The following is a 15244-nucleotide window of genomic DNA, read 5'->3' as shown; positions in this document are numbered from 1 at the left end:
AATCAGTCCGGAATTTCATCGGGGACTGGCCGAGGTGCGGGGGCGGTCAACGAAGTGATTTTGATCAGCAGGCCGAGGTGGCCGTTGTCGAGGAAATTCAGCTGGCCGTTCTTGGTGTGGCTTTCCTGCTTGAGTCGCTCGCTGGAGGTGACCATGCCATTGGCGTCGATCTGGTTGACCCAGAAGTCGGCGTCGACGTCGGTGAAGCGCCCCAGTTTCAGGCTCAGGGTGCCCTCGATCGGGAACTGGCCGAACTGTTCCGCGCCGTCGCTGATCGCGAACTTGCTGGCTTGTTCGCCCAGGGTCTGTTGCCAGGCCTTGTGCAGCAGCACTGTGTATTCATTGCTGGCCGTGAGTTTTTCCACCTCTCGAGTCAGGCTTGGCGTGCGCAGGCTTTGCGGGCTCACGCGTTGCGCGCCGGCTGCCCAGTCTTCCGGTGCGGCACGGCTGACGATGGCAGGCACCGCGTTTTGCCGCACCAGCACCATTTCAACTTGATACATATCGTCGGCAAACACCGAGGGGGCGACCAGGGTCATCAGCAAGGTCAGTGAGCAAAACAGGCGCATGCGGCGTCCTTCAAGCAGTTTTCGGGATGAGGCGCTCAAGCAGCGCCTCTACAGTATTAAAGCGCTCTTCTGCGCGCTCCATCGGCACCATGAATTTGAACACCGTGGCACCTTCGAATTTGTAGCGTTTGGGTTGTCCCTGGATCAGCTTGATCAGCGTCAGCGGGTCGACCGGTGTTTGCGCCGCGAACTCGATACGACCCCCTTGCGGCCCGCCGTCGACTTTCTTGATGCCGAGCAGTTCGGCCTGCAGTTTCAGGGCCGTGATGCGCATCAGGTTCTTGGTGGGTTCCGGCAGCAGGCCAAAGCGGTCGATCATCTCCACCTGCAGATCCTTGAGGCCGTCTTCGTCGGTGGCTGAAGCGATGCGCTTGTAGAGGATCAGTCGGGCGTGCACGTCCGGCAGATAATCTTCAGGGATCAGCGCCGGTACCCGCAGATTGACTTCAGGACCGCCACCCAGGGGTTGGTCGAGGTTCGGTTGTTCGCCCTTGCGGATCGACTTCACCGCGCGTTCGAGCATCTCCATGTACAGGGTGAAACCCACGGCCTGGATCTGCCCGCTCTGACCGTCGCCCAGCAGCTCGCCGGCGCCGCGGATTTCCAGGTCGTTGGTGGCGAGCACAAAGCCCGCGCCAAGGTCCTGGGTATTGGCGATCGCTTCCAGGCGCTTTTCCGCATCGGCGGTAATCTGCTGGCGCGGTGGCGTGAGCAGGTAGGCGTAGGCCTGGTGGTGACTGCGTCCAACGCGGCCGCGCAGCTGGTGCAGCTGTGCCAGGCCGAACTTGTCGGCGCGCTCGATGATGATGGTGTTGGCGCTCGGCACGTCGATGCCGGTCTCGATGATGGTCGAGGCGATCAGCACGTTGAAGCGCTTGTGATAGAAGTCGCTCATCACCTGTTCGAGTTCGCGCTCGCGCATCTGCCCGTGGCCGATGCCGATGCGTGCTTCCGGCACCAGTTCGGCGAGGTCGGCGGCACATTTCTCGATGGTCTTCACGTCGTTGTGCAGGTAGTAAACCTGGCCGCCGCGCAGCAACTCACGCAGCAGGGCCTCCTTGACCGTGCTCTTGTTCTGCTCCATGACGAACGTGCGCACGGACAGGCGACGGGCCGGCGGCGTGGCGATGATCGACAGGTCGCGCATGCCCGACACCGCCATGTTCAGCGTGCGCGGAATCGGCGTGGCGGTCAGGGTCAGGATGTCGACTTCGCTGCGCAGCGCCTTGAGTTGTTCCTTCTGGCGTACGCCAAAGCGGTGTTCTTCGTCGATGATCACCAGCCCCAGGTTCTTGATCTTGACGTCGTCGGACAGCAGCTTGTGGGTGCCGATGACGATGTCGATCTTGCCTTCGGCGAGGTCGGCGATGGCCGCATTCACTTCCTTGGGCGACTTGAAGCGGCTCATCACTTCCACGCTCACGGGCCAGTCGGCGAAGCGGTCGCGGAAGCTGTTGTAGTGCTGCTGGGCGAGCAGGGTGGTCGGCACCAGGATGGCCACCTGACGCCCGCCATGCACCGCGATGAAGGCGGCGCGCATGGCCACTTCGGTCTTGCCGAAACCCACATCGCCGCACACCAGGCGGTCCATCGGCTTGGGTGCGAGCATGTCGGCGCGCACGGCGTCGATGGTGGTTTGCTGGTCCGGGGTTTCCTCGAACGGGAAGCCGGCGCTGAAGGTGGCGTAGTCGGCTTTCGGGTCTTCGAAGGCATAGCCTTCCCGTGCAGCTCGACGGGCATAGATGTCGAGCAGTTCGGCGGCCACATCGCGCACCTGCTCGGCGGCCTTGCGCTTGGCTTTCTGCCAGGTCTCGGAGCCGAGGCGGTGCAGCGGCGCCAGGGCGTCGTCGCTGCCGGTGTAACGGGCAATCAGGTGCAGGTTGGCCACGGGCACGTAGAGCTTGGCGCCTTCGGCGTATTGCAGGGTCAGGAACTCAGCGGCCTGGTCGTCGATTTCCAGGGTCGCCAGCCCCAGATAGCGTCCCACACCGTGATCGATGTGCACCACCGGCGCGCCTTCGCGCAGCTCGGTGAGGTTCTTGATGACGGCGTCGTTGTTCGCGTCGGCGCGTTTCTCCCGACGGCGGCGCTGCATCACGCGCTGACCGAACAGCGGACTTTCCGCCACCAGTGCCAGGGCTGGGTCATCGAGCACCAGGCCTTCGTCCAGCGGCGCGATGGTGATCGCCAGGCGCTCTTTGCCCGCCACAAAGTCTGGCCAGCTGTCGACGGTTTTCGGTCGCAGCTTCAGGCGTTCGAGCAGTTCCAGCAGCACTTCGCGACGGCCTGCGGACTCGGCGGTAAACAGCACGCGCCCGGGAAACTCGTCGAGGAAGCCGGCCAGCGCCGCCAGTGGCTGGGTGGCCTTGGCTTCGATGGCCAGGTTGGGCAGTTCGCGGGCCGGGAAGCGCTCGCGCCCAGCGCCGGTTTCGACATCCTGTTGGCTGGCCACCACGCGCGGCCAGTTTTTCAGGCGGGCGAAGCAGTCTTCCACCGGCAGGAACAGCTCCGCTGGTGGCAATAGAGGCCGGGCCGGATCGACGCGGCGTTCTTCATAGCGGTTGCGCACGTCGTTCCAGAAGTTTTCCGCCGCCTGTTCAATGCCTGGCAGGGAGAACACCTGGGTGTCCTGGGGCAGGTAGTCGAACAGGGTCGAGGTTTCATCGAAAAACAGCGGCAGGTAGTACTCGATGCCGGCCGGGGTGATCCCGCTGCTCAAGTCCTGGAAGATCGGGCAGCGCCGGAAGTCGACGTCGAAGCGTTCGCGAAAGCGTGCCTTGAAGCGCGTGACCGCATCTTTTTGCAGCGGGAACTCCCGCGCAGGCAGCAGGCGCACGGTGTCGACCTTGTCGATGGAGCGCTGGTTCTCCGGGTCGAAGGTGCGCAAGGTCTCGATTTCGTCATCGAACAGATCGATACGGAAAGGCAGCTTGCTGCCCATCGGGAACAGGTCGATCAGCGAGCCGCGCACGGTGAATTCGCCATGCTCGTACACGGTATCGACGTAGCGATAGCCACTGGCCTCGAGCCGGGTGCGCATCTGCTCGACGTCGAGCTTCTGGCCGACGTCCAGCACCAGGCTGCTGCCGAGCAGGAACTTGGTCGGCGCCAGGCGGTGCAGGGCGGTCGTGATCGGTACCACCAGCACGCCATGACTCAGCTCTGGCAGCCGGTACAAGGCAGCGATGCGCTGGGAGATGATGTCCTGGTGCGGCGAAAACAGGTCGTACGGCAAGGTTTCCCAGTCCGGGAAATGCAGTACGGGCAAATCCGGGGCGAAGAAACCCAGCTCCTGTTCCAGCCGCTCGGCACTTTGGCTGTCGGCAGTGAGCAGCAGGGTAAAGCGCTTGGCAGCGCTGGCGGCCTCGGCAATGGCCAGGCTCAGGGCGGCACCGGGCAGGTTGCCCCAGTGCTGTTTACCTGCCGCGGCAGGGAGAAGCGGTAGACGCAGAACGGGCACGGAAGGTTGAGCTCCAAGCGTTGCGACAAAGTCGGTAATTGTAGCGGGCCCGGGTGCCGCCTGTCAGTGGCAGACTGTGTCTATTACGCAGGTTTGGCGAAATGTAGTGGTAAAGACAAAATCGGCGGTTTTTTTAGGGAAAATTACCGAATATGTAGTGGCAAAACGGACCAGTGTTACGGATGGTTACGGACAAGGCAGCGCTGTCTGCAAAAAAATGACAGCGCTGGAAGCCCCGTGTTTACTGGGCTGCAGCGTGGCGTATTTTTTTCTGACGGAATTTTGTTACGGATGGTACGACAAGCGCGCATTGCTACGAGAGGCACTCGGCGGCATAATGTAGCCCCTTTTTTCTGCCCCTACATGTGGAAGGTTCCCGTGACTCAGAAGCCCGACCAGTGTCTTGGTGAATGGATCGACCGTGAAGCACTCGCAGAAGCGATGATTCCGCTTATCGGTCAGCTCTACCGCAATAACAACGTGGTGAGCTCGATCTATGGCCGCAGCCTGATCAATCGTTCAGTCATTGCGATTCTCAAAGCCCACCGCTTTGCTCGTCATCGCCAGTCCGATGACAGCGAATTGTCCGTCCACGAAACATTCCCTCTGCTCAAGGCGATGAGCGAGCTCAAGCTCGGCGCCGCTTCGGTAGACCTGGGCAAGCTTGCGGTCAAGTTCAAGACCGAAGGCAATGGCCGCACTGCCGAGCAGTTCGTCCGTGAAGAACTGGCTGACGTCGTTGGTCAGCAGAACGCCGCGGCTCGCAAGGGCACCGACGTAGTCCTGTACGGTTTCGGTCGTATCGGCCGCCTGCTGGCGCGCATCCTGATCGAGAAAACCGGTGGTGGCGACGGCCTGCGCCTGCGCGCCATCGTGGTCCGCAAGGGCGCCGAGAACGACCTGGTCAAGCGCGCAAGCCTGCTGCGTCGTGACTCGGTTCATGGTCCGTTCGATGGCACCATCACCATTGATGAAGCCAACAACACCATTACCGCCAACGGCAACCTGATCCAGGTTATCTACGCGAAAAACCCGACTGAGGTGGATTACACCCAGTACGGCATCAAAGACGCGCTGCTGGTGGACAACACCGGTGTATGGCGTGACGCCGATGGCCTGGGCCAGCACCTGGCGTGCCCGGGTGTCGACCGCGTTGTTCTGACCGCGCCTGGCAAAGGCAAGCTGAAGAACATCGTGCACGGCATCAACCACGGCGATATCACCGCTGACGACAAGATCGTTTCTGCCGCTTCGTGCACAACCAACGCCATCGTGCCGGTGCTCAAGGCTGTGAACGACAAGTTCGGCATCGTTAATGGTCACGTTGAAACCGTTCACTCGTACACCAACGACCAGAACCTGATCGACAACTTCCACAAAGGCGATCGCCGTGGCCGTAGTGCTGCGCTGAACATGGTCATCACCGAGACCGGTGCCGCTACCGCTGCTGCCAAGGCCCTACCTGAGCTGGCCGGCAAGCTGACCGGTAACGCGATCCGCGTTCCGACGCCTAACGTGTCGATGGCCATTCTCAACCTGAACCTTGAGAAAGCCACCACCCGCGAAGAGATCAACGAGTACCTGCGCCAGATGGCCATGCACTCGGATCTGCATAAGCAAATCGACTACGTCAACTCGCAGGAAGTGGTTTCCACCGACTTCGTTGGCTCGCGCCACGCAGGCGTAGTGGACGCTGAAGCGACCATCACCCAGGATAACCGTGTTGTACTGTACGTTTGGTACGACAACGAATTCGGTTACAGCTGCCAGGTGGTTCGCGTGATGGAAGACATGGCCGGTGTTAACCCGCCAGCATTCCCGCGCTAAGCTTCACAAGTAACTAAAAACGCCCCGACCCTTGGTCGGGGCGTTTTTATTTGTATCTTGCTTATAACTTTTTAGACTTTTTTCCCGGGAGTTAAGCGTTGTCCATGTTGTTGTCTCGAAAGTTACAGGCATAAACTTCCAGCAAAAATAAGCAGTTGCCGATTATTTGAGGTGCGGGTGGGTTTAATGGATCCAACTTAAAATACGTTGGCGAATTGGCGCCATTTAATTGTTCCGTCCAAATACTTGACACTGTCACTTACTGAAACTAGTGTCGCCTGTGACGGCCCGCTCTGCCTTGGGCTTCGTCGGGTATATTGCTTCTGTGTCCGGTTACAACTCTCCAAAAAGACAGGAATCTCATTCCTGCTCACATCACTATAAATCTAATTAAAACTGTTCCGGCTTAGTTGCCGTGCAGCGCCCTGTTTCGTATTGCTCACCCTGCCGAAAGTGTTTTGCGGTCACGGCATGTTATTGCCTGGCTTTTACGCGGTTGGTCTATCGGGAGAGTCGAACATGGCGGAAGAACGATCGAAGTTGTTGTCGCTGTTACCGCGCCTGGTGGGGTTGGGAGTCCTGGGTTTTGTCGTCTGGTTACTGATGTCGACACTGCTGATGCCCCTGGTGTCGGCCTCTGCCACCCGGGCGATTTTGAATGCGCCGGTGATCCTGCTCACTACGCCCATTGATGGTGTGGTCAGTGCGTTGGACGTCAAACCCGGTGCGACCTTTGTCCAGGGCCAGAAAATCGCCGTGGTGGAAAATCCCCGGGCGAATCAGGAAACCTTGCTGACCCTGCAAACGCGCCGGCTCACCCTGGAACAGCAGATATCTTCCTCGGCCAGCCAGGCCGAACATGATCAGCAGTATTACGAGGCACTGGAAAAAACCAGTCAGCAGTACCAGACCGCTTTTCATACCCGGCAACTCTTTACTCAAAGGGCGCTGCGGGCCGAAAACAGTGCCGCCAGTGCGCGGTTGATGGACGCCCAGGAAACGGTCGAGCGCAACCTGGAGTTGTTCGTGCAGGGGGCGGTGAGTGGCGCGGTGGTGGCCTCGTCGAAAGCGCAGCTGGCGTCCTTGCAAGGTGCGGCCGAGTCGGTGCGCTCGCAGTTGCGGATCAACGACGGCGACGTCAGTGCGGCCAACAAGCAGGTGTACCTCGACCCGGATCAACTGCGCATGTTCGACCTGACGGCGCAGATGACCACGCTCAAGCTCAGCCTGGAAAATCAGGCGCGCAATCGGGCGACCTATCAACAGGAGCTCGACAACCTCAACCGTTTGATCGATGCCGAGCAGAACCGGGTCAAGCTGATGGCCGGGTACGATGTCGTGGCCTATTCGCCGGGTACTGTCCAGGAACTCCTGGCGCCCCAGGGCACGCTGGTGCAGGCCGGTTCGACCTTGCTGCGCGCCACCGATTGCGGGCAGAGCTATGTGATTGCGGTGTTCCCGGAGCGCATGGCCAGCAAGATCGATCGTGACAGTGTGTTGACCGTGAAAATCCGCGGCCTTGCCGAGCCGCTCAAGGCCAGCGTGGTGCAGTTGTTATCCAGCGCTTCGGACATTCGCGCCAACTCCTACAGCGTGCCGTTCCCCTACGCCGAGCAGAACTCGGTGTATGTGGTCGGCACCTTTGCCGCCGACCTCACCGATAGCCAGCGCGCCATGACCTGCAACCCCGGGCTATGGGCCAGTGCCGAGGTGTCGCGACCATGAACGGCCTCTTGCGCGGGGTGGTCAGCGTGATACTCATGGGCACTGGCGCGTCCTCATTGGCGGCGGCCGCCAGGCCACAACTGGCGACAATGACCTGCGCCGCGCTCGATCGCGCGGTGGCCACGCAGCCGGCGGGCCCGGTGCTGGTGGCCAGTTACCCGGCGCTGAATGGTGAGCCGGCGCCGATCCTGGCGTTGCGCGGGGTGGCGTTCACTTACGACAACGCCCTGGCGAGCATTGCCTTGTTCGCCTGTGGCAAGGCCGGGTCGGCGCGACGCATCGCCGATGCTCTGGTCTTTGCAACCAACCACGATCCCGAATATCACGATGGCCGTTTGCGCAACGCCTACGCTGCTGGCCCCGTGGGTGCGCCGCCGATGAAGCTGCCCGGCTACTGGAGCACCGAACGCAACGCCTGGAACCAGGACGCCTATCAAGTCAGCAGCGCGACCGGTAACCAGGCCTGGGCGGCGCTGGCGTTGCTTGAGGCTTTTCGCCAAAGCGGCGAGGGCGCTTACCTGGACGCGGCAAGAAAAGTCCTGCGCTGGTCGCAGGACAAGACCTACGACGCCCAGGCACCGGCGGGCTTTAGTGGGGGCTACTACGGGTACTTCAATCAGCAGATCCAGCAGAACTGGAAGTCTACCGAGCATAACGTCGACCTGGCGGCTGCGTGGGCGGCGCTCAATGCGCTGGCTCCGGATCAAGGCACAGCGCGGCAGGCGCAGATCGCCCGGCAGTTTGTCGCCAGCCAGTGGGACGCCACGGAAGGGCGCTTTCTGATCGGCACCGGGGCGGATGGCCAGACCTCGGACCGCGTGCGCTCCGGGCTGGACGCGCAAATCTGGCCGTTGATTGCCTTGCACGACCCGCCCGGGGATTGGCGTCGGGTGTTCGCTTTTGTCGATCGCGCGCACCGGTCCGGTGACGGCTACGGCTTCAATCGCGACCCCGATGGTTTGTGGACCGAAGGCACCGCGCAAGCCGCTGCGGTCGCACAGCTAAACGGCCTGAGTGACAAAGCGAAGCCGCTGTGGAGTGTTTTGCTGGCCCAGGAAGCCGGCAATGGCTGGCTATACGCGACCCCGGCACCGCGCATCAGTACCGGGCTGGCCATAGGCCCGGACTCGGTGACCAACGATTTTTTCTATTACCACCTGCCTCACCTGGGCGCCACGGCGTGGGCGGCGATTGCGGCCACCGGCGTCAATCCCTTTACCGGTTCGCTAGAGGCTGACTGACATGCAGGCACTGGACTCGTTGCAACTGATGCAAATCAACTTCTGGACCCTGGCGCTGGTGATTCTGTTCACCTGCCTGACTCATCGGGACCAATGGGCTGCGCGCGCCGGATTCGGCGCCGTGACCGCGTTGCTGTTGCTCAACTACGCGGCCTGGCGGATTCGCGACACCTTGCCGGACGGCCATTCCGGGTTTGCCACGGTCTGGGCCTACACCTTTTTGTTCTTCGAAATGCTGGCGATCGGTTACACGCTGTTTTCCATCGTCGTGATGCTCTGTCGCTCGGATCACAGCAAGGCTGCGGACGCGGGCGAGCGACGCTTGCGCGCCCAGGGCGTGAGTGCGCCAGCGGTCGATATCTTCATCGCCACGTACAACGAAGGCCTGGAAATCCTGGAAAAAACCATTATTGCCGCCCAGGCCATCGACTACCCGAATTTCACCATCTGGGTGCTCGACGACACGCGCCGGGACTGGCTGCGCGATTACTGTGCCGAGGTCGGCGTGCAGTACGCGCGCCGCCCTGATAACGCCCACGCCAAGGCCGGCAACCTGAACAATGGCTTGCGCCAGTCGGCGGCCGGCAGCAACGCGCCGTACATACTGGTGCTGGATGCCGATTTTGCGCCGCAGCAGCCGATCCTGTTGCGCACCCTGGGCTTGTTCGACGACCCGAAAGTCGGCCTGGTGCAGACTCCGCAGTTCTACTACAACCCCGACCCGATCCAGCACAACCTGGGCACTTCGGCGTGCTGGGTCGATGAGCAAAGGGTGTTCTTCGACGTGTTTCAGCCGGCGAAGGATGGCTGGGATGCGGCATTTTGCGTCGGTACGTCCTTCGTGGTGCGGCGCGATTTGATCAACGAGATGGGTGGTTTTCCTACAGGCTCGGTCTGCGAAGACATCTACACCACCTACCGGCTGCTGCAGAAAGGTTACGTCACCCGCTGGTTGAATGAGCGCCTGTCGATCGGCTTGTCGGCCGAAGGCCTGACCGAGTACATCAACCAGCGCGGGCGCTGGTGCCTGGGCACCATTCAGGTGGCGTTGCTCAAGGATGGACCGTTGCGCGGCAGCGGTTATACGCTCAACGACCGCCTGCACTACATCCATGGGCTGATGCACTGGTTTTCCAAGCCCTTCATCCTGATGATGCTGGTGTCGCCGGTGCTGTACTGGTACTTCGGAATTGCCGGTTTCTACGCCACACCGATGGACTTTCTCGCGTTTGGCATGCCGGCGCTGATCGCATTCTGGGGCTACGGCACCTGGGTCACGGACCGGCGCACCTTGCCGATTTTCACTGAGGTCACGCAGATCGTTGCTTCCCTGGCCGTGACCGCCACCATCGCCAGCGCGATGATCCGGCCGTTCGGGCGGCCGTTCAAAGTGACCGCCAAAGGCCTGGATCGCACCAAAACCATGGTGCACTGGAAGCTGTTCGGGTTCTTTTTTGCCTTGACGCTGTTCTCGCAGATTGGCGCCTATATCGCGATCAGCACTGCCGCCTCGTTCGACGGCAACATGCTGTTCAACCTGTGCTGGACGGTGGTCGCGCTGGTCTACAACCTGGCAACGCTGGTCGCCTGTGTGGATCGCCCGCGCTTGCACGGTGAAGAGCGTTTTCCGTTCAACAAGCCCACGGGGTTTCGGTTTGGCGGCAAGGTGCTCGCCGGGCGCCTGGTGGATATCTCCCTCAGCGGCGCGTCGTTCGAGTGCGCGTTCGCCTCGTCGATCAAGCCGGGGCTGTGCGGGCAGATGTGGGTCGACAAACTGGGTTGGCTGGATGTCGAGGTGATGCGCAACCACGGAGACAATCAACTGGGTCTGAGGTTTGCCGAGCTTGATGAAGCGCTGCGGCGACGGTTGATTGCGCGGTTGTTCAGCGATGCAACGATCAATGTCGTCAGCAAGGCGGAGCCGGGGCTGGCGTTCGGCACCTTGTTACGGCGTGCATTGCTAGGTGAAAAATCAGCGGCGCCGCGCTTGCCTGCGCCGGCCAGGGCGTCGTCCTACGCCCCGCTGCGTCGCTGGCGACCGGTCAGTGTGCGTTCGCGTAGACAGCCGTTGCCGCATGTCAGCGTCAGTCGGTCAGGCCTTTGGTCTTTGCTGCTTTCACCCTTGCGAGCTCTGCTCGGCCAACGATTTTAGGTGCGCGCCATGAACAGTTGCTTATCGACCTCATACTTTATGTCATTGCTTCTGCTGGGTGGTTGTTCGCTGGAGCCGACCTACGAGAAACCCGATGCGCCGATCGACCAGCAATGGCCGGCCAATACCGCCGGCGAATGCTGCGCGGGCAAGCAGGCGTTCGACAAGGACTGGCGCGGCTTTGTGGTTGATGACCGCCTGCGCCAGCTGATCGACCTGGCGCTGGCCAACAACCGCAGCCTGCGCCAGTTCGCGGCCAGTGTCGAAGAGGCGCGGGCGGGTTATGCCAGTGCGCAGTCCGGGCTGTTCCCGACCATTGGCATCGACACCTATGCCGGACGCAGCAAGTTGCCGCCGCTGGTGCGCACGCCCAATGGCGGCGACAGTGCCGGCAGTATTGCCAACACCTTCCAGGCCACCGGTGGTTTCACGTCCTACGAGCTGGACCTGTTCGGTCGCATTCGCAGCCAGCGCAATGCCGCCGGGGCCCGGTTCGAAGCGTCTGAGGGCGATTACCAGGCCGCACGCCTGGCGCTGATCGGCGAAGTGGCCAGTACCTGGTTGACGCTCAAGGCCAATCAGCACCTGCTTGACCTGGCGCAGAATACCTATCAGTCCCAGGACCGCTACGGGCAGTTGCTGCGCAAGAGTTTCAACCTGGGTTCCAGCGCCCGGATCGACGTGCACCAGGCCGATGCGCAGACCAATACGGCGGCGGTGCAGGTCAACACTTACCGGATGCAAGTGGCGCAGAACAGCAATGCCCTGCGGGTGCTGGTGGGGCAGCCGGTGCCGCCGGGTTTGCTGCCCACGGGTGTGCTCGGCGAGCAGTTGGCGACGCTGGACGTGCCGGCCGGTTTGCCGGCGTCATTGGTCGAACGACGCCCCGACATCATGTCGGCCGAAGCCCAGCTGCGCGCTGCCAATGCCGACATTGGTGCCGCCCGTAGCGCGTACTTCCCGACCTTTTCCCTGACCTCGGCCCTGGGCAGCCTGACCGGGGACTTCTCGCGCCTGCTCACCGGCCCGGCGGAGTTCTGGACCGTGGCGCTGGCGGGGTCGTTGCCATTGATCGATGGTGGTGCCCGTCGTGCACAAGTGGACGCCAGCCATGCGCGGTTTGACGGGCAAACGGCGGCGTACGAGGCCACGGTGCAGAACGCTTTTCGGGAAGCGGCCGATGCCTTGAATGCGCGTCAGGAGATGCTCACCCAGGTGCAGTTCCAGAAGAAACTGGTGGGGGATTATCAGGAGGCTTACCGCCAGTCCCGCCTGCGCTTCGAGGCTGGGCTGGACAGCTATTTTTCAACCATGGATGCACAGCGTTCGCTGTTTGACGCGCAGCAGAAGTGGGCGCAGCTGGAGTTGGCCCGGGAGATTAACCAGGTGACCTTGTACAAGGCGTTGGGTGGGGGCTGGGGTGGCTCTTTGAAGGTGGCTGGGCGGTGATGATGCAGTGATGCGGCGGGCCCCATCGCGGGCAAGTCGAATCGTCGCACCGCCGCTCCCACAAGGTATTGGTGTTGGACACAGCATTTGTGTTCGGCGCAGATCACTGTGGGAGCCGGCGGTGCGACGATTCGACTTGCCCGCGATGGCGATCGATCAGGCGCCGCCGACCACAGACGCCTGCGCCGTGCGCAATTCATGGCGATTGCCGCGGAACAACACCAGGGTCGCAATCAGCCCCAATACCGCTGCGCCCGTCAGCCAGATCCCCGGTGCGGCCTTGTTATCCAGCACATGAATCAGATAGGTACAGGCTGCCGGAGTAAACCCGCCGAAGGTTGCGGTCGCCAGGCTGTAGGCCAGGGAAAAACCGGTGGTGCGCACTTCCACCGGCATGATCTCGGTCAGCGCCACGACCATGGCACCGTTGTACGAGCCGTACAGGAACGACAGCCACAACTCGACGATCAGCAAGTGACTGAAGCTCGGATTGGCCACCAGCCAGGACAGGGCAGGGTAGGCGGTAAGAATCGCCAGAAGCGTCGCCGCCAGCAGCAGGGGTTTGCGCCCGACCTTGTCGGAAAATGCGCCCATCACCGGTAACCAGAAGAAGTTCGACAAGCCGATGCACACCGTCACCAGCAAGGCATCCAGGTCGGACAAGTGCAGTTCGGCCTTGCCGAAGGTCGGCGTGTAGGCGGTGATCAGGTAGAACGACACAGTGGTCATGACCACCAGGGCCATGCCGGCGATGACGATGCCGAAGTTCTGCCCGATCGAGCGGACCACCTCGCGCAAGGTCGGGCGATGTTTGCGTGCCTGGAACTCCGGTGTTTCTTCCAGTGAACGACGAATCACGAAGATTACCGGCACAATCAGACAGCCGACCAGGAAGGGCACGCGCCAGCCCCATTCACCCATTTCCTGCGGGCTGAGCCAATGGTTCAAGGCCACGCCCAGCAAACCGGCGAAGACCACCGCCGCTTGCTGGCTGGCGGACTGCCAGCTGACGAAAAAGCCTTTGCGGCCCGCAGTGGATATTTCGGCCAGGTACACCGACACCCCGCCAAGCTCGACGCCCGCCGAGAAACCTTGCAGCAGGCGGCCGAACAGCACGAGCAGCGGTGCCGCGACCCCCAGGGTGGCGTATCCCGGGACGCAGGCTATCAATACGGTGCCGGCAGCCATCATCACCAGGGTAATGATCAGGCCTTTGCGACGCCCGTGACGGTCGATGTAGGCACCGAGAAAGATTGCCCCCAGCGGCCGCATCAGGAAGCCGGCGCCGAAGGTCGCCAGCGACAGCATCAGGGACGCGAACGCGCTGTCGGCGGGGAAGAAGGTCTTGGCGATGGCGGTGGCGTAGAAGCCGTAGACCATGAAGTCGAACATTTCGAGGAAGTTGCCGCTGACAACGCGAAAGATCGCTTTGCCTTTGCTCGTGGGGGTAGACATGTGTAGGTACTCACGCTGGTAAATCTTGTTTGAAAACACGGCACCTGTGCGCGCGGGCCTGCTCGCGATGGCGTGGGGTCAATCAGCACGGCTGTTGGCTGACGCACCACGGTCGCGAGCACGCTCGCTCCCACAGGTTTTGCGTTTGCCTGACGGGCGCCGGCAGCCCTCGCTCCTCTGCGCTCTGAGGTCCATAATGGCCGGCGCGGTTTTGCGGGGAGATGAAGATTTGTTAACTGGACGGTGGAGTGGGCTTGTGGTGCTGGCCGTGGTTGTGTCCGGCTGCGGCAACGGTGACTCCATGGAAAGCTTCGGGGGCCCCACCATGGGCAGCTCCTATTCAATCAAGTATGTGCACCGCGCCGGCCTGCCCGCACCCGCTGAGGTGCAGGCGCAGGTGGAAACAATCCTCGCTCGGGTCGACCGGCAAATGTCGACCTACCGCAGCGACTCCGACATTGAGCGTTTCAACCATCTGCCTGCCAACCACTGTCAGAACATGCCCGCGCCCGTCCTCGAACTCGTCCGGGTCGGCCAGCAGCTGTCACAGCAGAGCGAAGGCGCCTACGACCTGACGGTCGAGCCGCTGCTCAACCTCTGGGGATTTGGTCCGCAATCGCGCCAGGAAGTCGTCCCGAGCGCCGAAGCACTGGCCCAGGTGCGCCAGCGAGTGGGTTACCGGCATTTGCGCATCGAAGGCGATCAGCTGTGCAAGGACGCTGCAGTGGAAGTCGATTTCAACAGCATCGCCGCCGGTTACGCGGTCGACACCATCGCCGCCCGGCTTGAGGCCATGGGCATCCACGATTACCTCGCCGAAGCCACCGGTGAACTCAAGGCGGTCGGCCGCAAACTCGACGGCAGTCCGTGGCGCATCGCCCTGGAGGAGCCCCGGGATGACCGCCAGGTCCCGGAGAAAATCATCGCGGTCGATCGCTACGCGGTGTCCACCTCGGGCGACTACCGTCATTACTTCCAGCAGGATGGCCGGCGCTATTCCCACACCTTCGATGCGCGCACCGGGGCGCCGGTTTCCCACGCCCTGGCGGCAGTCACGGTGATCCATCCTTCGGCGCTGATGGCCGATGGCTTATCGACGCTGTTGCTGATTCTCGGGCCGGAACGCGGCTGGGATTACGCTGAGAAATACGCTATCGGCGCTTTTTTTGTGATTCGAACCGATACCGGTTTCGTCACAAGAACCAATCAGGCTTTCGAGCGGCTCAGTGGCGCAGCCAGCCAAAAAAAGCAATGAACGCTGGCGTTGTAGTGCAGGCAAAACTAGCCTACGACGCGACCAAGGGTTAATGTGCCCGGCGTTGACGCTTCTATAGACTGTGTCCGGGTTCTGCACTGGCCCCAAATT

General features: G+C 61.8%; 9 protein-coding genes. 6 read left to right on the top strand and 3 right to left on the bottom strand.

What is annotated here, in order from left to right; translation table 11 throughout:
- Positions 1-2: 2 nt before the first annotated feature.
- Entirely contained in the window at positions 3-569 is a 567-nt protein-coding gene (locus HYI44_RS23140; protein WP_045062439.1) for a CsiV family protein, read from the bottom strand.
- Positions 570-579: 10 nt separating this feature from the next.
- The gene (gene mfd, locus HYI44_RS23135) at positions 580-4029 is read right to left on the bottom strand and encodes a transcription-repair coupling factor (RefSeq protein ID WP_122838168.1); all 3450 of its coding nucleotides are present in this window, start codon (positions 4027-4029) and stop codon (positions 580-582) included.
- Between the two features lie 363 nt (positions 4030-4392).
- On the opposite strand from mfd, the gene HYI44_RS23130 reads away from it, so the two are divergent.
- The 5 genes from HYI44_RS23130 (at position 4393) to HYI44_RS23110 (ending at position 12423) form a co-directional block, all read left to right on the top strand.
- Positions 4393-5856: a glyceraldehyde-3-phosphate dehydrogenase gene (locus HYI44_RS23130; protein WP_045062443.1), complete on the top strand. Its 1464-nt coding sequence runs from the start codon at positions 4393-4395 to the stop codon at positions 5854-5856.
- Between the two features lie 519 nt (positions 5857-6375).
- Complete coding sequence (locus tag HYI44_RS23125; RefSeq protein WP_225570615.1) at positions 6376-7581, top strand: hypothetical protein; 1206 nt, start codon at positions 6376-6378, stop codon at positions 7579-7581.
- A complete protein-coding gene (locus tag HYI44_RS23120) occupies positions 7578-8822 on the top strand; it encodes a hypothetical protein (RefSeq protein ID WP_225570614.1) in 1245 nt (414 codons plus the stop codon). The genes HYI44_RS23125 and HYI44_RS23120 overlap by 4 nt, the downstream gene beginning before the upstream one ends.
- Position 8823: 1 nt before the next feature.
- Positions 8824-10974, top strand: coding sequence for a glycosyltransferase family 2 protein (locus HYI44_RS23115; RefSeq protein ID WP_225570613.1), 2151 nt, complete (start codon positions 8824-8826; stop codon positions 10972-10974).
- A gap of 39 nt (positions 10975-11013) precedes the next feature.
- Positions 11014-12423 (top strand): efflux transporter outer membrane subunit, encoded by a 1410-nt coding sequence (locus HYI44_RS23110; RefSeq protein WP_225570612.1) that lies wholly within the window; start codon positions 11014-11016, stop codon positions 12421-12423.
- 156 nt (positions 12424-12579) lie between these two features.
- Here HYI44_RS23110 and HYI44_RS23105 read toward each other — a convergent pair whose 3' ends face one another.
- Complete coding sequence (locus HYI44_RS23105; protein WP_045062457.1) at positions 12580-13878, bottom strand: MFS transporter; 1299 nt, start codon at positions 13876-13878, stop codon at positions 12580-12582.
- Positions 13879-14074: 196 nt separating this feature from the next.
- On the opposite strand from HYI44_RS23105, the gene HYI44_RS23100 reads away from it, so the two are divergent.
- Complete coding sequence (locus tag HYI44_RS23100; RefSeq protein ID WP_225570611.1) at positions 14075-15133, top strand: FAD:protein FMN transferase; 1059 nt, start codon at positions 14075-14077, stop codon at positions 15131-15133.
- Positions 15134-15244: the final 111 nt, after the last annotated feature.

Origin of the sequence: Pseudomonas sp. Y24-6, from assembly GCF_020295325.1 — a bacterium.
In the GTDB taxonomy this organism is placed as follows: domain Bacteria; phylum Pseudomonadota; class Gammaproteobacteria; order Pseudomonadales; family Pseudomonadaceae; genus Aquipseudomonas; species Aquipseudomonas gregormendelii.
Note: the sequence above shows the minus strand (reverse complement) of the source record. Positions and strands in the feature narration are given on the sequence as shown.